16 protein-coding genes are annotated in these 22,165 nt (G+C 71.5%); 13 read left to right on the forward strand and 3 right to left on the reverse strand.

The features are described from left to right. Window positions 1-161 precede the first annotated feature (161 nt). Window positions 162-3,065: a peptidoglycan-binding domain-containing protein gene (locus WN71_RS32915; RefSeq protein WP_046591878.1), complete on the forward strand. Its 2,904-nt coding sequence runs from the start codon at window positions 162-164 to the stop codon at window positions 3,063-3,065. A gap of 84 nt (window positions 3,066-3,149) precedes the next feature. On the opposite strand, the gene rph is transcribed toward WN71_RS32915, so the two are convergent. After that, window positions 3,150-5,783 carry a rifamycin-inactivating phosphotransferase gene (gene rph, locus WN71_RS32920; protein ID WP_046591877.1) on the reverse strand — a complete coding sequence of 878 codons (2,634 nt, stop codon included), beginning with the start codon at window positions 5,781-5,783 and terminating at the stop codon, window positions 3,150-3,152. 387 nt (window positions 5,784-6,170) lie between these two features. On the opposite strand from rph, the gene WN71_RS32925 reads away from it, so the two are divergent. Both WN71_RS32925 and WN71_RS32930 read left to right on the forward strand, forming a co-directional pair. Beyond that, on the forward strand, window positions 6,171-6,563 hold the full coding sequence (locus WN71_RS32925) for a hypothetical protein (RefSeq protein WP_052743197.1): 393 nt from the start codon (window positions 6,171-6,173) through the stop codon (window positions 6,561-6,563). Further along, a complete protein-coding gene (locus tag WN71_RS32930; RefSeq protein WP_052743196.1) occupies window positions 6,560-8,401 on the forward strand; it encodes a caspase family protein in 1,842 nt (613 codons plus the stop codon). The genes WN71_RS32925 and WN71_RS32930 overlap by 4 nt, the downstream gene beginning before the upstream one ends. A gap of 41 nt (window positions 8,402-8,442) precedes the next feature. Here the strand turns inward: WN71_RS32930 and WN71_RS32935 are convergent, their stop codons facing one another. After that, window positions 8,443-8,937 (reverse strand): hypothetical protein, encoded by a 495-nt coding sequence (locus tag WN71_RS32935; protein WP_143074902.1) that lies wholly within the window; start codon window positions 8,935-8,937, stop codon window positions 8,443-8,445. 225 nt (window positions 8,938-9,162) lie between these two features. Here WN71_RS32935 and WN71_RS32940 point away from each other — a divergent pair, with 225 nt between their 5' ends. Next, complete coding sequence (locus WN71_RS32940) at window positions 9,163-9,984, forward strand: helix-turn-helix transcriptional regulator (RefSeq protein WP_052743195.1); 822 nt, start codon at window positions 9,163-9,165, stop codon at window positions 9,982-9,984. A 79-nt stretch (window positions 9,985-10,063) separates the two neighbouring features. After that, on the forward strand, window positions 10,064-10,732 hold the full coding sequence (locus WN71_RS32945; protein ID WP_046591875.1) for an MSMEG_1061 family FMN-dependent PPOX-type flavoprotein: 669 nt from the start codon (window positions 10,064-10,066) through the stop codon (window positions 10,730-10,732). Between the two features lie 77 nt (window positions 10,733-10,809). Here the strand turns inward: WN71_RS32945 and WN71_RS32950 are convergent, their stop codons facing one another. Then, the gene (locus WN71_RS32950; RefSeq protein WP_046591874.1) at window positions 10,810-12,102 is read right to left on the reverse strand and encodes an MFS transporter; all 1,293 of its coding nucleotides are present in this window, start codon (window positions 12,100-12,102) and stop codon (window positions 10,810-10,812) included. 725 nt (window positions 12,103-12,827) lie between these two features. Between WN71_RS32950 and WN71_RS32955 the strand changes: the two genes are divergently transcribed. From WN71_RS32955 to WN71_RS32990, 8 genes are all read left to right on the forward strand, one after another. Further along, window positions 12,828-14,171, forward strand: a complete 1,344-nt coding sequence (locus WN71_RS32955) for a hypothetical protein (protein ID WP_167382981.1) — start codon at window positions 12,828-12,830, stop codon at window positions 14,169-14,171. A 144-nt stretch (window positions 14,172-14,315) separates the two neighbouring features. Continuing rightward, on the forward strand, window positions 14,316-15,632 hold the full coding sequence (locus tag WN71_RS32960) for an ATP-grasp domain-containing protein (RefSeq protein WP_046591873.1): 1,317 nt from the start codon (window positions 14,316-14,318) through the stop codon (window positions 15,630-15,632). After that, a complete protein-coding gene (locus tag WN71_RS32965) occupies window positions 15,629-16,348 on the forward strand; it encodes a tryptophan 2,3-dioxygenase family protein (protein ID WP_046591872.1) in 720 nt (239 codons plus the stop codon). Before WN71_RS32960 ends, WN71_RS32965 begins: the two co-directional genes overlap by 4 nt. Then, window positions 16,345-17,529, forward strand: coding sequence for an aminotransferase class V-fold PLP-dependent enzyme (locus tag WN71_RS32970; RefSeq protein ID WP_240529849.1), 1,185 nt, complete (start codon window positions 16,345-16,347; stop codon window positions 17,527-17,529). Before WN71_RS32965 ends, WN71_RS32970 begins: the two co-directional genes overlap by 4 nt. A 39-nt stretch (window positions 17,530-17,568) precedes the next feature. Further along, window positions 17,569-18,825, forward strand: coding sequence for a tryptophan 2,3-dioxygenase family protein (locus WN71_RS32975; RefSeq protein WP_046591871.1), 1,257 nt, complete (start codon window positions 17,569-17,571; stop codon window positions 18,823-18,825). Continuing rightward, on the forward strand, window positions 18,822-20,444 hold the full coding sequence (locus tag WN71_RS32980; protein ID WP_206300203.1) for an FAD-dependent monooxygenase: 1,623 nt from the start codon (window positions 18,822-18,824) through the stop codon (window positions 20,442-20,444). Before WN71_RS32975 ends, WN71_RS32980 begins: the two co-directional genes overlap by 4 nt. Next, window positions 20,444-21,391, forward strand: a complete 948-nt coding sequence (ilvE, locus tag WN71_RS32985) for a branched-chain-amino-acid transaminase (RefSeq protein ID WP_046591870.1) — start codon at window positions 20,444-20,446, stop codon at window positions 21,389-21,391. The genes WN71_RS32980 and ilvE overlap by 1 nt, the downstream gene beginning before the upstream one ends. Next, window positions 21,388-22,161, forward strand: coding sequence for a cyclase family protein (locus tag WN71_RS32990; protein WP_046591869.1), 774 nt, complete (start codon window positions 21,388-21,390; stop codon window positions 22,159-22,161). The genes ilvE and WN71_RS32990 overlap by 4 nt, the downstream gene beginning before the upstream one ends. Window positions 22,162-22,165: the final 4 nt, after the last annotated feature.

The raw sequence follows: 22,165 nt of genomic DNA on the forward strand, positions 1-22,165 counted from the left end.
GCACACAGTGCTTCCAACGGTTCGAGGCCGTCCCCGCCCCGGCGGTGGTACCCCGGCTTCCCTTCGGCGAAGGGGCCTCCACCACTCGGCTGGTCGTGCGGAGCAGCCCTGGGGCCGATCCGCCTCCGGCCGGACCTCCCGGACCCGCGACGAAGCCGACGGTGGCCCTGGCCGACGTCCGGTTGGGCCAGACCGGTGAGTCCGTCCGCACGGTCCAGGAGGCCCTCATCGCCGAGGGCCGTCCTCTCGTGGGTGGCGCGGACGGCGTCTTCGGCGAGGAGACGAGGAAGGCGTACGCCGCGGAGCAACGCGCGCAGGGCTTCTCGGGGGCCGACGCCAACGGAAGCCCCGGCTGCCGCTCCCTCACCGAACTCGGCCGCAAGAGCGGCTTCACCGTCGACTGCGGCAACGGCCCCGAACCGGCGCAGGACATCACCGCGGAGCAGTTCGCGGCGGACTTCGCCCGGTCCCCCTTCGTCACGTCGCAGGGGCACGTCGCGTACCAGGCGGTCGACGAACGGCACCTGGTGGCGCCGAAGGCTTCGCTTCAGTGCGTGGAACGGCACGGGCTGCTGGACGCGGCGATCGGTTCCACCGATCACAACGCCCAGGACGTGGCCTACGCGCTGGCGACCCGGGAGAGCGGTTCGCTGAGCGACCCGCGGCCGGGCGTGCGGCTGGAGCCCGTCGAGTCGCCCGCGGCGGACGCCGGCCACCCTGCGACGATCGCCGTACACACGAACGAATCGGTCGAACTGCCCTATCTTACCGATCCGCTCTCCACGGGGGCCGTTCTGCTGGGCCTTCCGGGACTGCCCGACGGTCAGGCCTTCAGCGTCCCCTGGAGCGGCGACGTCTGGCACCGGCCCAGGTCCTTCCGGATTCGGCTGGTCGAGGGCGCGGCGCCGCCTCGCTTCGACGACGCCTCGCGGGTGCTGGTCGTGTCGCTGCCCAAGGGCGCCGTGGCGAGCGTCCGGGTGTGTTCCGGCATCGACTTCGACGCGAACCTCATGGGCATGGCCTCGTGGTACCGCAAGGCCGCGGACCAGGCGGCCGCGGCCGCGCCGGACGCGGGCGACGCCGCCGGGACGCCCGCAGTCGCGGCAGGTGCGCAGCAGCCGGACCCGGTCCTCGACCTGGCCGGTGCCAGCCGGCATTGGATGTTCACGCCGTGGCACGAGCTGACTCTGGTGCACGCGGTCCAACGACCGTTGAGGACGCCGGTGCTGAGCCTGTCGCCGCCGACGGCTCCCCGGCCGGTCGGCGCGACGGCACAGCACCTCGCGGGCACCGTCGCACTGGACGAGGCCAGCACGGGCCGCGTCGACCTCGTCGCCGAATGGACGGAGGTGACGGACGCCGCGTCGTCGGACGCCGTCTCGTCGGACGCCGTCTTGTCGGACGCCGTCTTGTCGGACGCCGTCTCGTCGGAGAACGCCCCTTCAGACGGCGCCCCTTCGGACGGAACCTCTTCAGACCGGGCCACAGCGGCGGACAGCACCTCCTCCGGCGCCGAGATCCGCACGATCACCACGCCGGTCTTCGGGCTCCTGACCGCGCGGGCGGATCCGCCCGGAACCCCCGGGCCCCAGGTCGCCGTACTCCAGAACGGCATTCTCACGTTCAGCACCCAGGCGTCCGAGGACAGGGCCACGGCGGCCGGGAACGCGGCGCGAGCGGCCGACGACCAGTCAAGGGAAGCCCAGGCGGCCGCCGCGGCCTCCGCCGCCGCGGCGAAGACGGCAGCCGACCAGGGCGACGTCGACGCGGCCGACCGGCACACAGCCGAAGCGGTCGCCTCCCGGGCTTCGGCCGTCGAGGCAGCGGCCCGGGCCGCCGTCGTTCCGGTCGTCCTCCATCGGCACGAGTTCGGCGACACCAGACACCGCACCGTGCGCTACCACCCCGTGGCCGGCAGCAGGTTCGGCGACTGCTTCCCGCCGCAGTTCGCCGATCCCGGCAACGACGCGCTGACCGTCGAGGGCGCCGCACAGGAATACTCCGTGCTCAGCAGCGCGGCGCCGACGGCCCCACGCCTGCTGTACTGCATGCCCACCCTCGCCCGGGAACGTGTGGACGATCCCTCCGGTGCCATCGTGCAGCGCCGACGCGGTGGCGGCATCCGGGTGTTCGTGGACCGCCCCTGGTACTCCTCCGGAGAGGGGGAACTCCTCGGCGTGGTGCTGGGCGAGCCACCGGGAGGGGACCCCGGCTCCGTGCGCGACTCCTGGGTCACCCTGATGGGCCGCGACCCCGTCCACCGGTCCGCGCCGGTCCTCGCCCCGACCCCGGACATGTTCCCGAACGCCGTGCAGCGGTCCGGGAAGCTGTCCGTCCCCACGCCGACCGGACCGCTCCCCGTCACGGTCGTCGGCTTCCCCCCGCAGTTCGACGACACCGAGAAGGGCGGCCGCTGGTACTTCGACCTGGAGCTGGACACCGGGGACGCATGCATGCCGTTCGTCCGGCTCGCGCTGGTCCGCTACCAGCCGGAGTCGATACCGGGGCAGGAGATCTCCCCGGTCGTTCTCGCCGACCTCGTGCGCCCCCTGCCCGACCGCGAGCTGACGGTCAGGCCAGGCCCTGCGCTCTCGGTGAGCGTCAAGGGCCCCTCCTGGGACCCCACGGACTCCGCGCCACCCCGCATCACCGCCGTACTGCAACGCCGACACGACAGCGTCACCGACGACGACCTCGGCTGGGTGACCCTCGACGACACCTCCACCCTTCTCACCTCGGTCGACGCGGACTCCTCCCATCGGCCCTTCTACACGGGCCAGGTCCCGATGCCGCAGTCGACCGGACCCGGGGTACCGCTGCGCCTGACGGTCATCGAGACCGAGGGACTTCCCGCCGAGGCCGGGGGCAAAGCCGAGGCCGAGGCCGGAACCGGAGCCGCAGCCGGAGCCGCCCCAGGGGACGCGCCCGCACCCCCGCCACTGCCAGGGCCCGTCCTGTACTGCGACACCGTCGATCTCACGGCGGGACCGAGCGGTGGCGAGGGAGACGACGGCCACGGACACGACTGGCACAGGTGGTGGCACGGCGGCTTCCCTCGCCCGTGATGCGTACGGTCCCGCCCGGCCACAGCCGGACACGCACCGGGTCGTCCTCGGCCGCACGCAGGACCTCGGTCGCCCCGTCACCGTTCAGGACAAAAGCTCGACGTACCCGTCGCCCCCGTGCACACGAATGCGCTGCCCGTCGCGGATCAGCCGGGTGGCTCCCTCCACCCCCACGACCGCGGGCAGGCCGTACTCGCGGGCGATGACGGCGCCGTGGGTCATCAGACCGCCCACCTCCGTCACGAGGCCCGCGACGGCCACGAACAGCGGCGACCAGCTGGGGTCCGTGAACGGCGTAACGAGGATGTCGCCCGCTTCGAGATCGGCGTCCGCCATGTCGAGGACGACGCGGGCCCGGCCTTCGACGGTCCCGGCGGACACGGCCAGGCCGATCAGGGCGCCGTCCGGCAGGCCGTCGCGCCGGTAGGCCCCGACGACGGCCTCCCCGTCCGAGGTCAGCACCCGCGGCGGCGTGAGCGCCCGGTACGACCGGAACTCCTCCCTGCGCCGCCGCACGAGCCCGTCGTCCACCCGCCGCGTCCGCACGACGTCGCGGAACTCCTGGAACGTGAGGTAGAAGACGTCCTCCGGGTCGGCGAGCACGCCGGCCTCCACCAACCGCGCGGCTTCCTCCAGCAGGGCCCGCTTGTACACGAAGGTGCGGCGGACGATGCCGTACTTCGGATACTCCCGGTACCCGGCGAACGCTCTGACCTGGTCGATCATCCGCTTGGTGGCCTCGGCCCGCCGATCCCCGTCAGGAAGGGCCCGCAGCCGGGACAGCACCTCCCGCTCCTTCTGCTCGGCCTTGCGCTCTCCCAGCTGAAAACGCCGCTCGGCTGCTCCCGGTTCGAAGTTCCGGACATTGTCGAGGATCACCGGCACGAGCGTGGCGGGCTGCTCGCTCCACCGTGGCCTCGTGATGTCGATCTCCCCCACGCAGCGCATGCCGTACCGGTCGAGGTAGCCCTCGATGGCCTCGCGTGCCTCCACCCCGCCGTCGCACTTCACCAGTTCGTCCAGGAAGCCCTCGTCCTGGACGCCGACGACCCGCAGGAACGCGGTCACCTCCGGATGCGGACGGATCACGTCCGCGACGTCGAGCAGGTCGAGGCCCATCTCCGACGTGATGTTGTCCGACGCGGACAGCGTCAGCGTGTCAGCGGCGTTCTTCTCGCCGAGCCACTCCCCCAGCATGTCGTTGAGCCACCAGGTCGCCTCCATTCCCGCCATGATCGCGCGCATGTTGAGCGGATCACCGAGCACCCGCTTGTGCTCCTCGAAGGCCTCCAGCAGGAAGTCGAAGAGCGCCGGTCCCGTCTTCGACCGGATGTCGCGTTCCAGGGCCGCGACGGACGCCCGGTTGCGTGCGATCAGCTCGGGGACGATGGCCGGGTCGGCCTCGGCCGGGGTGGACACGACACCGGCAGGCGGGGCGCCGGGGCCCGCGTCAGGGAGTTCGTCGGGGAGCGCGGGGAGGAACCCCTCGTGGGCGAGGACCGTCTCCAGGGCGTCCCGGACCAGCGGATCGCCTCGGCCCATGACCTCCAACAGGGCGGCGCGGCCCGCGGGCGAGGCCAGTCGGGGAGCGACGTCGACGAACAGCCTCCCGCCGGCCTCGTGCATCTCCACCATGGCCGTCAGCCGCCACATGGACAGGCCCAGCGGCTTCATCGGGTCCGTCATCATCTGCTGATGCCCGACGGAGACGTAGACGTGGTGCTCCCCGTCCGTCCTCTCGGGGACGGGGAACAGCGTCGTGACCGGCCGGCTCTGCACGATCCGGAAACCGTCGTCGACCAGGCACCATTCGATGTCCTGCGGACGTCCGAAGTGTGCCTCGATACGTCGCCCCAGCCCCACGAGCCGCACGACCTGCGCATCCGTCAGAGCCGGCCGCTCCTGCCGCCGCGCCTCGACCGCGACTTCGTGTGTGCCGCCGGACGGAAGCGGCTGCACGGCGCGCCGCTTGGCCGAGATCGTCCTGGCGACGATCTCGCCGCCGCGGACCTTGAAGACGTCCGGGTTCACCAGGCCCGAGACCAGCGCCTCACCGAGTCCGAAGCCCGCGTCCACGGTGGCGACCTTCCGGTTGCCCGTCACGGGGTCGGCCGTGAACAGGACCCCGGACGCCTCCGGGAAGACCATCCGCTGCACGACCACCGCCATGAGGACCGTGCGGTCGTCGATGCCGTTACGCCGGCGGTAGGTCACGGCCCGCTCCGTGAACAGCGAGGCCCAGCACCGGCTGACGTGCCGCAGAATCTCCGTCGGCCCCACGACGTTCAGGTACGTGTCCTGCTGGCCCGCGAAGGAGGCCGTGGGCAGGTCCTCGGCCGTGGCGCTGGACCGGACGGCGTACGCGGACCGCTCACCGAACCGGGCCAGCGCGGCGGTGATCTCGGCCGCCAGATCGCCGGGGACGGCGATCTCCTCCACGGTCCTGCGGATCCGCGCGCCGAGCGTCCGCATCGTCTCCCGGTCCTCCGGGTCCGCGCGGGACAACTCGTCGAGCAGATCGTCGATCGACGGCGCCTCGGCCATGATCCGGCGAAAGGCCTCCGTCGTCACGCAGAAGCCGTCCGGCACGCCGACGCCCTCGATCCGCACCAGCCCGCCCAACTGCGCGCCTTTTCCGCCGACGGTCGCGACCTGTGTCTCGTCGACGTCGTGAAGATCCGAGACGTACGGCCCGTAGGCCCCGTACGGCCCGGTCATCGCGACACCTCCGGAGCGATCGTGTTCCGCCGCACGGCGATGGCCCATCGCGTCACGGACGCCTCCCACCTTGTCACCGCTTTGTCGAGTCCGAGTCCCATGCCGACACCATCCTCGCCCCTGACGTGCCTCCTGCTGACGTGTTCTGACGCGTCGTCCGCTTTCGCGGCGGTCGAGAAATTGTTCCCTGCAGAAACTGGTGCGGACAGAAGATGGGGGATATCAAGTTGAAGGTGAAATCTCAAGGTTGAGGCGTCACATTCATTCTTCTGTCGGTGGCTTGCCAACCGGCTCTGAGCAGCACAAACTGTAAATGATGACGTAGAGCCCCATGGCCGGTCGAAACTCTGCGCCGCCCCGACGAGTATGTCCAGAGGGGCTGATCCCGTGGAGAACTCACTGCACATCCTTCTTGCCGACGAGAACGCGGAACCCGAACGTGTGGCGGAGCTGACCGGCTACCTGCGCGAGGAACTGCTCGATCTCGACGTGGACGACGTCACGGCGCTCCCCGGTGGGGAGGTACCGCCCGGCGCACGGGCCGTGGAGGTCGCCGCGATCGGTGCGCTGCTGGTGTCCCTGGGCAGTTCGGCGAACGCGCTCAACCAGGTGATGACCGTCATCCGGTCGTGGCTGGGCCGGCATCACGAGACGCACCCGTCCTTGCATCTGCAGATGGGCGACGACGTCCTGGAGGTGTCCGAGGCGACCGACGACCAGGTCACAGAGGCGTTCAGGCTCTTCGTGGAGCGCCATGCACCGGCTGGAGCCCAGCCATGACGGAGTCCAGACACGCGCTCATCATCGCCAACGACCAGTACACCGACCAGGGGTTGAAAAAACTCAGGGCACCCGCGCAGGACGCGACGGCACTGGAGAAGGTGCTGCACGACCCGCAGATAGGCGACTTCGAGGTGGGGGTCGTGCACAACGCGTCGGCCGACCTCATGCGCCGGCGCATCCAGGGTTTCTTCAACGACCGCAGCCGCGCCGACACGCTCCTGCTGCATTTCTCCTGCCACGGTCTCAAGAGCGAGTCCGGCGAACTGTACTTCGCCGCCAGCGACACCGAACCCCCGCTCCTGGCGGCGACGGCCGTCCCCTCCCAGTTCGTCCGCAGTTGCATGTCCACCACCCGTGCGGGCCGCACCGTCCTGTTCCTCGACTGCTGTTACGGCGGCGCCTTCTCCCGGGGTTCGTCCTCCGTGCGCGCTTCCGGAGACGTCAACGTGCTCGAGTCGTTCGCGAAGGACGAGCCGGCCACCGGCCGCGGCTGGGCCGTCATCACCGCGTCCGACTCCATGGAGTACGCCTTCGAGGGCAGCCAGCTCGCCGACAACTCCGCCTCACGGCCTTCCGTGTTCACACACGCGGTCGTCGAGGGCCTGGAGACCGGCGAGGCCGACCTCGACGCGGACGGGGAGGTCTCCCTCGACGACTTGTACGAGTACGTCTACCGGCACGTACGGGAGCAGAGCCCCCATCAGACGCCGAAGAAGGCGGCCGAGATGCACGGGGAGCTGCATCTGGCGCACAACCGGCGCGGCCGCATCAAGATCGTCGCCATTCCCTCGCCGCCCTCGCTGCGAGCAGCGATGACGAGCAACGACGTCCTCACCCGGCAGGGCGCGGTGCTGGAGCTGCGCAAGCGCATGCTGCACACGGAGCTGCCGGTGGCGGAAGGGGCGCGTCAGCACCTGGAGGAGGTCGCGCGCAACGACATCCAGCAGATCGCCGAGCTGGCGACCGACGCACTCCAGGAGATCCGTCTGGCGCCCTCCGTCGACCACCTCGACTTCGGCCTGCTGCCGAGGGGTTCACCGTCCCGGACGCAGGCCGTGACCCTGCACGGCCCGCCGCTGGCCCGGCACTGCATGGCGCAGCCCCAGAAGTCGTGGCTGCGGGTCGAGCCGACCCTGAGCGGCCTGGAGGTCCACGTCGACACAGGCACCGAGGGTCATCTGTCGGGCGACATCGCGCTGAAGGGCGTCGCCGACGAGTCGGTGATCCACGTCGAGGCGGTGGTGGGCCCGGCACCCGAACCCGGGCCCGGACCGGGACCCGGACCCGGCACGGAGACCGCACGCGAGACGTCCGAGGTCCGTGCAAAGTCGTCGTCCGGACCGGACGGCGAGCCGGACACCGTGGACGACGAACCTGCGGCCACCTCAGGTCCCACCGAGAGGGTGCCTACGACCACCACGCGCCCGCCGCACACGGATGATGCGTCGGCACCATCCCGCCGCGCACCCATCCTCTCCGGTGCCGCTCTCGCCCTCGCGGCCACAGCGGTCGGCAGCGCCGTATGGGCCATTTCGGCCGTCTCGGTGGCGGTGTCGGAACGGATCCACGCGGGGTCCCAAGGCAACATCGAGGACAACTTCCAGAAGCACGGAGCGCTCACGCCGCTCATCCTGTGCCTGGTCACCGGCGCGCTGGCGCTCGTCGTCGGCGCGTACGCCCGGCACGATCTGGGAGCCCGGCCGGCGCGTTACACGCGGCAGGCGGCGAGCACCACGCAAGCGCTGACCTCCCTCACGAAGTGGCTGGCGATACCGGCGCTGATCCTGGCCCTCCTGGTGGACATCGCCTATCTGGTGGCCAGCCACTACGTGTGAACCACCTTGGCGCCCTTGGTGCGGGACGCTGTTCGGGACTGTCAGAACGCCGACCCAGGGGTCACGTAACCCTCCACGCGGACCCTCCGGTAGCCCGCGCTCCTGGCCGACGCGATGCCCTCGGGGGAAGCCGCCGCGAAGTTGTCCTGCCGCCGGGCGTTCCAGTACTGGTAGAGCGGCACGGTGCCCGGCGCGTGGTAGGTCCAGATGTACCCCTGGACGTTCTTGCGCACGTAGCCCGCGCTGAGAGCCGATGCGATGCCCTCCCGGGTCGCCGTGCTCATGTAGTCCCCGCGCGCGCTGTTGTAGAAGAGGATCAGCGGCTTCTGGACGCGGGTGTCGGTCGGCTGCACGAGGATGTACGCCTCCTTCCCGCGGACCCAGGTGTATCCGGACGAGCGCGCGGTGGCGTCGTCGTCGGCCGTGACGGAGGAGAAGTTGTCCTGCCGGCCCCAGTGGTACCAGGTGGCCAGGTTGTGCCAGTGCTCGCCGCGGGCGTGGGCCGACGGTGCCGCGGCGGCGGTGACGGCACTCATCAGAAGGGTGGCTGCGAGCACGAGCGATCGGCGGATCCGGATCACGGGGGCCTCCAGGGCGTGACGGGGGCGGGTGACGTCCCGCCCTCTCGACCACCAGCCTGACGTTCCGGGCCTGCACGACGAATACGGAGAACTCCGTACGGCTATGGCCTGTTCACCCGTGTATGGGCACTCTTCGCCATTCGCCCACGAACCGGTCCACAGGTCGGGCACACTGCGACGGTGACAGCTCTGACGGGCCGCGACGCCAGGCTCATCCACGACCTGGCGAGGGCGATCCTCACCGAGCCTCGGCCGGTCCGCGTGTGGCCGCTTCTCATGGAGCGGCTGACCAGGGACCTGCCGGGGGATCTCGCCGTCCTCGTCGACCTGGACTGGCAGTCCGGCACCGGCCATGCCCTGACCGGCAAACCCGACTGGTTGCACGAGGCGCCGCTGGACTCTCTGATCAACGCCCACATGCGGGTTCACCCGCTGCTGCGCCACTACGCGCACTCGGCCGACCGGACCCCGCTGACGCTCGACGACCTGGCCGACGAACGCTGGTGGAAGAGCGAGGCGTATCACGCCGGCAAGGCGGCCATCGGTATCGATCGCCAGCTGGCGCTGCCGCTGAGTTCCCGTCCCGGGCAGGTGCGGGGCGTCATCATGAGCCGCACCGGCCATGGTTTCAGCGACCGAGACCTCGAATACGCCGGCCTCGCCCGCTCGCTGCTCGACACGGTGTCCGCCCACGAGACGGTGACGTCCGCCCTCACGAGACTCGCCGATCCCTCGGAACTCGGGATCACCGTACGGGAGATGGCCGTTCTGGCGCTTCTGGACGAAGGGCTGACCGCGCACGCCGTCGGCAGCAGGCTCCGGATCGCGGAGCGAACCGTCGTCAAGCACAAGGAGAACCTCTACCGAAAGCTCCGCGTGCACGACCGGGTGACCGCGCTCAACAAGGCCCGCGCCCTCGGCCTGCTCCCACCACCGGGACCGCGGGGCGAACAGCAGGCCGCCCCGCCGAACTCGGCGCGGGCCCGGTACGAAGCGCGGTAGGCGCACCGCGCGGATGTCTTGACGTCTCGTACGCGCTCGACCAGGAGCGATCGGGGATCCGCCCACTAATGTCGGGCACATGACGACGACACCCCTCGCCCTCGCCGGCAGCGCCTTCGACTCGCTTCGTATCGATGCCGTGACCGACCAGGAGACGCTGCGCCGGGCCTACGCACTGCCCGGCGAGGCGGCCGTGCGCAAGCAGATGACCGAACTCACCGAACAGACACGCCGGTTGATCGGCTGCTCGTCGCTGGTCCTGGTCGCCAGCGCGGACGCCGAGGGCAACTGCGACGTCTCGCCGCGCGGCGGGCCCGCCGGGTTCGTCGCCGTACTCGACGCACGGACGGTGGCGATACCCGACGCGACCGGCAACAAGCGTCTGGACACCTTGCAGAACGTCGTCGCCACCGGACGGGCCGGCCTGCTCTTCGTGATCCCGGGCCGCACCACGACGCTCCGGGTGAACGGCCGGGCCTGTGTCTCCACCCGCCCCGAACTGCTGTCGCAGCTGACCGCCGTGGGCAAGCCCCCGGCCAGCGCCCTGGTGGTGGGAATCGAGGAGGTCTACCCGCACTGCCCCAAATCGCTGCTGCGCAGCGGGGCGTGGAAGCCGGAGCAGTGGCTGCCGGCCGACGCCCAGCCGACCTCGGCCGAGGTGACACTGGCCCAGCTGCGGATGCCGGAACTGACCATCGCCGACATCGAGCAGGCGGAGGCGGACTCGCTGAAGTACCGCTACGAGTAGCCGCCGACGCGGGCCCGGAGGCCGGTCCGACGCGCGCCGCGGTGGCAGCACCGACCGCCCTGGCGCTCGTGCCGGTCCTACGACGTCCCGGCCGGCGTCGCGGGTCTCGGCCCGGCGCTTTCGAGCGGGATGTCGCGCAGGCCGCGCAGGGGTGAGAAGAACAGCCAGAGGCCCGCGCAGCAGCCGCCGACGACCGCGATCCACAGGGTGGTGCGGACGCCGAGGGCGGTGGCGAGGGCGCCGCCGGCCAGGCCGCCGAGGGGAAGGGTGCCCCAGGTGATCCAGCGTGCGGCGGCGCTGACCCGGCCGAGCATCTCCGGCGGGCACGCGGCCTGGCGGTAGCTTGTCAGGGAGATGCCCGCGACGGTGGACGAGAAGGTCCACGCGCTCCAGCCGAAGCCGAAGAGGAGCGCGCCGGGGCCCGGCCCGGCCAGCGGGATCAGCAGGCCGGGCAGCGAGAGCGCGGTCATCGCGATCCAGCTGATCCGCGCCGAGCCGAACCTCCGGGCGAGGTACGGCGCCGCCACACCGCCCGCCACACCGCCGACCGCTCCCAGCGCGAGGAGGAGCCCGACCAGGCCGGGACGCAGGTGCAGCGTGCGGATCAGGAACACCGGGCCGAGGGTCTCCACGATGATGACGAAGAAGTTGGCCGTGCCGTTGAACGCCACCGAGTTGCGCAGGATGGGGTCGCGGACGACGAGGTCGAGGCCTTCGCGGATCTGCGACCGCAGGGTCGGACGGGGGCCGGCCCCGGCCTGGGGTCCAGCGGGTTCGGGGGTGCGGATCGCCGTCAGCGTGGTCGCCGAGAACGCGAAGGAGACCGCGTCCGCGACCATCGCTCCGGCGGCGCCGACCACCGTCACCAGGAGGGCTCCCACGCTGGGCCCGGCCACCTGGGCCACCGACCGGGAGGCGGCCAGCTTGCCGTTGCCGTCGAGGAGTTGGTGGTGTTCGACGACCGCGGGCAGATAGGCCTGGTAGGCCACGGCGAAGAACACCGAGATGACGCTGGAGACGAGCGCGACGGCGTAGAGCTGGGCGAGCGTCAGGACTCCGAGCGCGTGGGCGAGCGGCACGGAACCGATCACCAGGAACAGCGCGATGTCGCACCGGATCATCAGCCGTCGTTTGACGGTCCGGTCCACGACGGCCCCGGCCGGCAGCGCCACCAGGAGGTACGCGCTCGTCTCCGCCGCGGCCAGCAGTCCGACCTGGAATGCGGAGGCGTCCAGCAGGAGGACGGCGACCAACGGCAGGGCGAGAACCGTGATCTGCGTCCCCGTCTCACTGACCGTCTGGCCTCCCCACAGCAACAGGAATGCTCGGTTGCGCCAGATCGAATCGGGATGCACCGCATGGTCGGGCATTGCTTCTGCCGGTTTCACCGGTCCCGGCTTTCCGGCCGTAAGTCACCGTCGGGCAGGCTTTTTGCGAAGCTCATGGATTCCCCTTTACAACGGTCGCGCGCCGGTCGGCCCTGCCGCGCGTGAGAGTGCGGGCCCCCGCTCGGCCCCGGTCATCGTAAGGCGGCACAGAACCGCGCGGAGGCCGGACCTTCGTCCGCGGCCGGCCCGTGCGATCGGACCCACGACACACCCGGGCGGACGGAGAATGGCCAGTTCGGGGCGTTCGCCCGCTATGCCGACACTCACAGCCACGCCCTGCTCGCACTCCGATCCAGGGTGAGCACCTTGAGTCGCGGTCGAATGTAGGTGGAATTTGAGTCAAGAAGCGGGTCAAGGAAGCGTAAGGCACGCCTCCGCCTTGCCCGATGACGGCTCGTTACTGGCGGGTGACAGGAGGCGAACCGATGCGATATGGGCCCTTTTGCCCCAGGGGCGGGAATACGCCACTCCGCTCGACCGGGTACGGCAAAGGTGATTGACCTGTCACCCAGTTGCAAGTTGACTTTGCCCGCTTGGCCAGATCGAGCACACGGGGGCTTTGTGAGTACGCTGAGAATTTCTGGATATCGCGCTGCATTCCTTCACATCGTCGCGTCCGGCCGAATCGTCGCGCCCGACGAGTTTCCGGCATTGCGCCTCGGACCGACAGACCGGTTCCGTACGCCGTTTTCGAAGGAGTTTCACGCGTGTCCGTGGACGTGACGAAGAATTACACCGAGGAATGCCGCGATCACGATTCGGCGCTGCGCCGCGCGGCACGCGAACTGCGGCTTCCGGACACGTACGGGAACTCGTACGGAAAGCTGCTGCTCGACCGTCCGCTGTTCGTCGCGGAACCCGAGATCACCGCGTTCGCCGATGACCTGACGGCCCTGTTCGGCCTCCTCGTCTCCCTGCCCGACCGCCTCTACGACGGCGATCCGCTGCGCTACTGCGCCGCCCTCGGCATGGACCCGCGGCTCGCCGAGCTGATGTCCCGCGGCGCCACCGGAGAGCCGCCGGTCTACGCCAGGGCCGACGCGTACCACGACGGCACCTGCTTCAAGCTGCTCGAGCTCAACGTCGGCAGCCAACTCGGCGGCACCGACTCGGCGCAGCTCAACCGGGCCTTCCTCCAGGTGCCCGCCTTCAAGGAGTTCGCGGAGCGACACCGGCTCGGCCACATCGACACCGTCGCCCGGGTCGCCGCCGCGCTGCGGCGCGCCGCGGCGCCCGTCACCGCCGGCGAGCCGGTGGTGGCACTCGTCGAGGCCAACGGCGGACTGGCCGCCTACCGGCACGTCTTCGCCGCCCTCCAGGAGGCCATGCTCGGTCACGGGGTACGGCTGCTGCTCGGCGAGATCGGCGAACTGGGCGAGCGGAACGGCAAGATCACGCTGCGCGGGACCCCGCTCGACGTCGTCCTGCGGTACTTCGTCGCGGGCGAGATCGTCGACGATCCGGCGGCCCGCGCCACCCTCGATCTCCTGCTCACCGCCCACCGGTCGGGCCGTACGGCGATGTACACGACCCTCGAAGGGGCGATGTTCGCCAGCAAGGGCAGTCTCGCGATGCTGCACGACCCGCGTGTGCGCCGGACGCTCTCCGACGCGGAGCGCGCCATGGTGGACCGTGTGATGCCCTGGACCGGGTTGCTGAGCCGGGCCGGCCAACCGGCCGACGAGTACGCCGAGGTGCTGGAGCGTTGCCACGGCGACCGGGAGAACCTGGTCCTCAAGCCGGGCGTCGGCCACGGCGGGGTCGGCACGGTGGTCGGTCACGAGGTGACCGACGCCCAGTGGCAGGAGGCCCTCGCCGCGCGCACCGAAGGCGACCACGTGGTGCAGGAACGCGTCCGCCCGGCCGGTGAGCCCGTGATCGACGCGGACACCGGTCAGACCCGGGACTGGGTCGCCAACTGGGGCGTCTTCGTCGACGCGGAGGGATACGCGGGAGCCTTCGTCCGCGCCCTCAGAGCCGAGGACGGCGCCGTCGTCGCCTACGCCAACCCCGGCACCCGCGGCACCTGCGTCTTCACCGTGCCCTCCTGACCCACCCGGCGGCGACCCCGCCACTCCGCCCCGCTCGGCCGCCCCCTGGGCGGCGCACCCCACATTCACCCGGCTCTGCGCCCACCCCGTCCAGAGCCGTGCCTGGACGCCGTACCCGCGCAGTCCGTGAAGGGAGCCTGCGGCATGACCGGAAACCCTCCAGACGCCGGAGGACGCACGCATGTCGTGATCGTCAACCGGTGGAAGGAGCAGTACGCCGAGTACGCCCGCTATCTCGACCACGCCGTCCACCGCGTGACCTACGTCAGCACCGGCGTGGGGCGGCACGCCGTCCCGGCGGCCGCGGCCGACACCGTGACCGTCACCAGCACCGAGGACCTCGCCGAGGTGCGCGCCGCGGTGCACACCCTGGCCCGTCGCCACGGCCGGCCGCACGGTGTCGTCGCGCTCAAGGAGGGCGACCTGATGACCGGCGCCCGCCTGCGCGAGGAGTGGGACCTGCCGGGGCCGCGCACCACGGAGATCGAGGCGTTCCGCGACAAGTACCTGATGTGCCGGGCGGTCGCCCGGGCCGGTCTGCCGGTGCCCGAGTTCCGGGCCGTCGACGACGCCGACTCGGTGCTCGCCCTCGGCCGGCGCGCGGGGTGGCCGCTCGTCGTCAAGCCCCGGGTCGGCGGCTCCAGCGACGGCGTGCTCGTCCTGCGCGGCCCGGAGGACCTGGCCGCGCTGCCGGACCCGGCCGCACGGCCGCTGCTCGTGCAGGCGTTCAACCCCCATCCGATCTACCACGTCGACGGGGTCTTCGACGGCCGCAGGGCCACCTGTCTGCGCGCCTCCCGCTATGTCAACAGCTGCCTGGGTTTCCGCGACGACGGGACCTTCCTCGGTTCCGTGGAGGAGGACGACCCCGCCGTCAACCGGGCGGTCGCGACCGCGGCGACCGCCTTCCTGCGGGCGCTGACCAGCGGCCCGACACCGTTCCACCTGGAGCTGTTCGTGGCGCGGCGGGGCGGCCAGGCGCACTGCGTGTTCCTGGAGGTGGGCGCCCGGGTCGGCGGCGCCGAGATCCCCTTCGTCTGGCGCGAGGTGCACGGCTACGACCTGATGCGGGCCGCGTTCGACCTCCAGCTGGGGCGCCGTCCCCGCACGCCGCCCGGTCCGGCAGGCGGGGCGGAAGATGCGGGCGGCACGGAGGAGGCACGAGGTGCGGTCGGCGGCTGGCTGCTGGTCCCCGCGCCCACCAGCCGGCCCTGCGTGATCACCGAGGCCACCCCCATGACCGGCCGCCGCCCCGGGCCCTACGCCGAGGCGCTGCTGCGCCCCGGCGAGGTGCTGCCCGACGCGGACGCCTACTACGAACACGTCGGGGGCCGGTTCCGCTTCCAGGGCGGGTCGAGCGCCGAGGTGGAGACCGCGCTGACCGCCACCGCCGCCCACTTCCGGGTGAGCGCCGAACCCGTCGAGCCGTTGACCGCACGCATACCCGAGGTGTCGCGATGAGGGACTACTCCGAGCAGATCCTGGACGGCGAAGGCAAGGACGACTACGCGCGTTACATGTGCACGGACGCCCTGCTCTCCCTGCAACGACGGCCCGAAGAGGTCGTCCACCGGGACGAGTTGCTCTTCCAGGTCGTCCACCAGTCGACCGAGCTCTGGCTCAAGCTGGCGGGCTCCGAACTCGGCGAGGCCGCCGCGCGGATCCGTGCGGGCGAGACTGACGCGGCCTGCGCGCTGCTGCGCCGGGCCTCACTCGGGGTCGAACTGGTGACCGGGCAGCTGGAGATGATGCGCCATCTGTCGCCGTGGGACTTCCAGACCATTCGCACCGTGCTCGGCCACGGCTCCGGAGCGGACTCGCCCGGATGGCGCTCGGTACAGCGCTGCGGGCGCCTGCTCGACAGCGCGTTCACGACGCTGATCGCCGAACGGGGCATCGATCTGGCCGACTTGTACCGCGAGCGCCAGGGCAGTCCCGAACACCGGCTGGCCGAGGCGCTCGTGGAATGGGACGAGCGGGTCTCCCTGTGGCGGGTACGGCACTACAAGGTCACCACGCGCATCATCGGCACCCAGGTGGTCGGCACCCAGGGCACTCCGGTGGACGTCCTGGCCCGGCTGATCGAGTACAAGTTCTTCCCCCGGCTGTGGGCCGTGCGCACCGAGCTGACCCGGACCGGTCCCATGGGGAACTACCACGAGGCGGAGTCCGCGTGACGCCGGAGCCCACGCCGGCACCCGACGCGTTGCCGGACCCCACACCCGCACGCGGCGCTGCGCCGCACCTCACCCCCGCACCCGACGCGTTCCGCAAGCGCTTCCCCGCCCTGGAACGCCGGGTCCACCTGGCCGGTTGCAGCCTCGGCGCCCGTTCCACGGACCTGGACGGGGCCCTGGCGCGGATGCTCGACGACATGGCGGACGGCGGTGCGCCCTGGGCCCTGTTCGAGGAGCAGGTACGGCTGGCCCGCGAACAGTTCGCCGCGCTCGTCGGTGCCCGCACCGACCAGGTCGCGGTGGTGCCCAACGCGTCCGTCGGCGCCTATCAGGTGGCGTCCGCCCTGGAGTGGACGGAGCGGCCCAAGGTGGTCACGGCCACTCTGGAGTTCCCCTCCGTCGCGCATGTCTGGCTGGCTCAGCGGCCGCGGGGCGCCGAGGTCGTCCACGTCGCCCGTGCCGACGAGTACGCCGCGGCGGCCGACGCGCGCACCCGGCTCGTGTCGGTGCCGCTGATCGGCTACCAGTACGCGGACCGACTGCCGGTCGAGGACATCGCGCGGGCCGCCCACGAGGCGGGCGGCGAGGTGTTCGTCGACGCCTACCAGGCCGTGGGGGTCGCACCGGTCGACGTACGAGAGCTGGGGTGCGACTACCTCGTCGCCGGCACCGCGAAATACCTGCTCGGCCTGCCCGGCCTCGCCTTCCTGTATGTGCGCGAACCCGCGCGCATGGACCGCGAACCGCGGCTGACCGGCTGGTTCGGCCGGGTCGACCCGTTCGCGTTCGACCCCACGCGGCTGGACTTCGCGCCCACGGCGGCCCGCTTCGAGACCGGCACTCCCGCGATCCCCGCCTGCTACGCCGCCAACGCCGGGCTCGGGCTGATCCGTTCGCTGGATCCGGAGACGGTCCGGGCGCATGTGCACGACCTCGGGGACCTGGCGGCCGACCGCCTGACCGCCCTCGGGCACCGGGTGCGTGCCGTGCCCCGCGAGCGGCGCGGCGCTCACATCGGGCTGCTCACTCCCGATCCCCCCGCCCTCGCCGCCCACCTCGCCGACCGGGGCATCGCGGTCAGCCCGCGCGGCGACGTCGTACGCCTCTCCTTCCACTACTACAACAACGCCGACGACGTGGCCGCACTGTGCGCGGCCCTCGGCGCGCCGAAGCAGCACTAACCCCCACCAGTCCGATCACCGGTCGAACGGCAGGTTCTCATGCCACAAGCAGAGTTGCGGTGCTGGCTCCACGATCCCGATCCGCAGAAGTTCCCCTACGACGTCGTCGTGCGCCACTACCACCAGGTCGGCAAGCACTTCGTCGCCCCCGAACTGCTCAGCATCCTCTCCCGGGTACGCGAGGTGTTGCCCACCTTGTACTGCCCCTGGCCGGACGTGCAGTTGCTGTCCGCTTTTCTGAGCACCGCCCTGGACAAGCCTGACGGGCGTTACGACTACCCCACCTATCTCGCGCTCGACCTGCTCCAGCTGCCCAGTGTGGACGACCCGGTGGAGCGGGCGGCGTTCGCCCGCTCCCGGTGCGACCGGCTCGTGGCCCAGCTGGTGACGGACGCGCTCGCGTTCGAACTCGCCGCCCTGGACGGCCGGACCACCCTGCTGCCCGAGATGCGGCCGACGCCCGACGTGGTCGCCAAGCGCTGCAAGCACGGGCTGCGGGTGATCCGGCCCGCCCTGGCCCGGATGTCCCTGGACGGCGGTCTCGGCGCCAGCGACCCGGTGGGACTGGTCCGTCAGGCCTGCTCCGTGGTCACCGCCGACATGTCGCTGGCCGAGCGGCAGGCCATCGCGCTCGGGGTGCTGCCGGTGTACACCTCCCACGACGAATACCTGTTCCTGCGCGTGCTCCAGGCCTTCGAGACGACGTTCGCGCTGCTCACCGTCCAACTCATGGCGGCGATCGACGCGTTGGACGAGCGCAAGGTCGACCGGGCCCTGCATTTCGTCAACGGCTCCGCGACGGCGCTGCGTGAGGCCGCGCCGCTGTTCTCCCTGCTGGCCACGATGCAGATCGAGTCGTTCCGCACCTTCCGCGAGTTCACCGAGGGTGCGAGCGCCATCCAGTCGCGCAACTACAAGCTCGTCGAGTCGCTGTGCCGCACTCCCGACGCGACGCGCGTCGACTCGCCCGCCTACCACTCCGTGCCCGAGGTGCACACCCGGGTCCTGCGAGGCCGGCGCACACTCGACGACGCCTACCTGGCGGCGCGTGACTCCGGCGACCTGGACGAGCGGGACCGCGAGCGGCTGGAGTTCGCCCTGGCCGACTTCGCCCGCGCGCTGCTGCGCTGGCGGCAGACCCACTACCGCCTCGCCGTACGGATGCTCGGCGAGGCCACCGGCACCGGATACACCGAGGGCACCCCCTACCTGAAGTCCGTGCGCGACATCCCGGTGTTCCGCACCGTCGACGCGCCCGGCGCGATGAGCGACGAGGGAACGGCGAGGACCCGATGACCGAACTGGACGCCCCCGTGGGCATCGTGGGCGCCGGACCCGTCGGCCTGGTGGCCGCGGTCCGCCTCGCCTCCCTCGGTGTGCCCTGCATGCTCCTCGATGCCGACCCCGAGCTGGTCAGACAGGGCTCCAAGGCCTGTCTGATCCAGGGAGACGTGCTCGACATCCTCGACAAGTTCGGCTGCGCCCAGCCCATCAAGGACGAGGGCGTCACCTGGACCGTCGCCCGCACCTATGTCCGCAACAAGGTGATCAGGTCGGCCGAGTATCCGCACGGCCCCGGCTTCGGGCCCTTCGTCAACATCTCCCAGTACCGCATCGAGCAGGTCCTGCTGGCCGCCGCCGAGGCCCAGCCCGGCTGCGAACTGCGCTGGGGCCACGAGATCGTGGACGTCACCCAGGACGCCGACACGGTCACCGTGCTGGCCCGCACCCCCGACGGCGAACGCACCCTGCGCTTCGGCCATCTGGTCGCCGCCGACGGTGTGCGCAGCACGCTGCGCCGGCTGGTCGGCGTCGAGTGGACCGGATACACCCACAAGGACCGGTTCCTGATCACCGACATCAAGGCGAAGCTGCCGCTCGCCAAGGAACGCCACTTCCACTACGACCCGCCGTTCAACCCGGGCCGCCAGCTGGTGATGCACCCGCAGCCGGACGACATCTGGCGCATCGACTGGCAGTTGCCGCCGGACGCCGACGTCGACGCCGAACGCGCCGACGGCCGGTTCGACCGGCGGGTGCGGGACGTCATCGGCGACATCCCGTACGAGATCGACTGGGTCAGCACCTACCGCTTCCACCAGCGGGTGGTGAACCGGCTGCGGGTCGGCCGGATCCTGTTCGCGGGCGACGCGGCGCACTCGCTGCCGCCGTACGGCTCCCGCGGCATGAACAGCGGCATCCAGGACGCCGACAACCTCGCCTGGAAGCTCGCCCTCGTCACCGAGGGCCGGGCCGGTGAGGAGCTGCTGGAGTCGTACCACACCGAGCGGTACGCGGCGGCGCTGGAGAACCTGCGCGTCACCGAGGCGACCATCCGTTTCATGGTGCCGCCCAACGCGCTGCGCCGCTGGGCCCGTTCGGCCGTCCTGACGCTGTCGCGCACCCTGGGCCGGGCCAGCGGCCGCGTCAACAGCGGCCGCATGGCCGAGCCGTACGTCTACCGGGACTCGCCGCTGGTCCGCGCCGACCCCGCGGTCCCCCTGCTCGGCGTCTTCGCGCCCGACGGTGTCGTGGAGGTGGACGGGACCCGGACCCGGCTGCGGCGGCTGCTCGGCGACGGCTTCGTCGCCCTGTGCTTCGCCCCCGACGCCGAGACCGCCGAAGCCCTGACCGCGCAGGTGCGCGCCCGGACGGCCCGGCCGCCGGTACGGATCGTGGCGGTGCTGCCGGAGGCGGCGCCGGCCGGCCCGCTGCCCGCCGAGGTCACCGTCGCCCGCACCGCCGACGCCGAACTGCTCGCCTCCTACGAGGCCGCCGCGGGCACCTGGTGGCTCGCCCGGCCGGACGGCCACCTGGCCGACCGCGGCCGCACCGCGGCCGAGTTCACCGCCGCGCTCCACCGGTCCGTCGGCTCACCCGCCCTCGACCGGCCCCTCGTGAAAGGAACCCGCTGATGTCCGCGACCACCCCCGAGTACGCCTGGCTGAACGGGCGGCTCGTCCCCTGGGACCAGTGCGTGATCCACGCCCGCAGTCAGGGTGCCTTCTGGGGCGCGAACGTCTTCGAGGGCGTACGGGCCTATGTCGCCGAGGACGGCTCGCTGAACGCGTTCCGCATGGACGACCACCTGGCCCGGCTGCGCCGCTCGATGAAGAGCCTGCGCATGGAGATCGACTACAGCCCGGACCAACTGGCCCGCGCCTGCGCCGACCTGGTGCTCGCCAACGACTTCGGCACTGACGCGCACGTGTGCGTGGTCGCCTACTTCGGCATGGGCAACGGCTTCGACCCGATGAACACCACCACGGAGACCGGTGTCCACATCACCTCGACCCCGGTGCCGCGCTCTCCCGCGCACGACCGCGGGGTGGCCGCCTCCATCTCGTCCTGGCGGCGCATCAGCGACGACGCGATGCCGCCGCGCATCAAGACGGGCGCGAACTACCACAACAGCCGGCTCGCCCAGCACGAGGCGCTGCGCAACGGCTTCGACACCACCCTGCTGCTCAACGCGAGGGGCACCCTCGCCGAGGCGCCCGGCTCCTGCGTGGTGATGGTCCGCGACGGCGAGCTGGTCACCCCGCCCGGCACCAGCGGCGTCCTGGAGGGACTCACCGTCGACACCGTCGCCGCCCTCGCCGACGAGCAACTGGGCCTGCCGCTGCGCCGCAGGGAGATCGACCGCACCGAACTCTACGTCTGCGACGAGGTGTTCCTGTGCGGCACCATGTCCGAGCTGCTCCCGGTCACCAGCGTCGACCGGCTGCCGGTCGGCGACGGTCTGCCCGGCCCCCTCACCCGCGCCCTCCAGGGCCACTACGACGACGCGGTGCGCGCCCGCGGCAAGCACCCCGAGTGGCTCACCCCCATCACCGCCGAGAACGGGGAGGGGGCGGCATGAGCGTCCTCGCCGGACTGCTGACGGCGCTGCGCGGCGGGACGGTCCAGGTGATCGACCTGACCACGCCCCTGTCGGAGCGGACCCCGATCATCTCCCTGCCGCCGGAACGGGGTCAGCCGTGGCCGTTCAGCCGCGAGGTGATCAGCAACTTCGACGCGCCGGGGCCGACCGTCTACTGGAACAACATCCGCCTCTCCGAGCACACCGGAACCCACTTCGACGCCCCCGTGCACTGGCTCTCCGGCCGTACCCGCCAGGACGTCGCGCAGGTTCCGCCGGGCCGTCTGGTCGGCCCGGCGGTGGTCATCGACATGAGCGCCGAGGCGGAGAAGGACCCGGACTTCCTGCTCCGGCGGGAGCACGTCGAGGCCTGGACCGCCGAGCACGGCCCGCTGCCCGCGGACGGCTGGCTGCTCCACCGCACCGGCTGGGACACCCGCAACGACGACCCGGAGCGCTTCCTCAACGACCGGCACACCCCCGGTGTCGACCCCGAGTGCGCCCGCTGGCTGGCCGAGGAGACACCGCTGGCCGGCCTCGGCGTGGAGACCGTCGGCACCGACGCCGGGCTCGCGGGCGACTTCGACCAGCCCTACCCCTGCCACTGGTACCTGCACGGCGCCGGCAAATACGGCCTGACCCAGCTGCGCAACCTCGAACTCCTGCCGCCCACCGGGGCGTTGCTCATCGCCGGCCCGCTGCCCATCGTCGGCGGATCCGGCAGCCCCACCCGGGTCCTCGCCCTCGTCGAGACCACCGAAGGAGCGTGACCGT

Source organism: Streptomyces mangrovisoli (assembly GCF_000974985.2).
GTDB lineage: Bacteria > Actinomycetota > Actinomycetes > Streptomycetales > Streptomycetaceae > Streptomyces > Streptomyces mangrovisoli.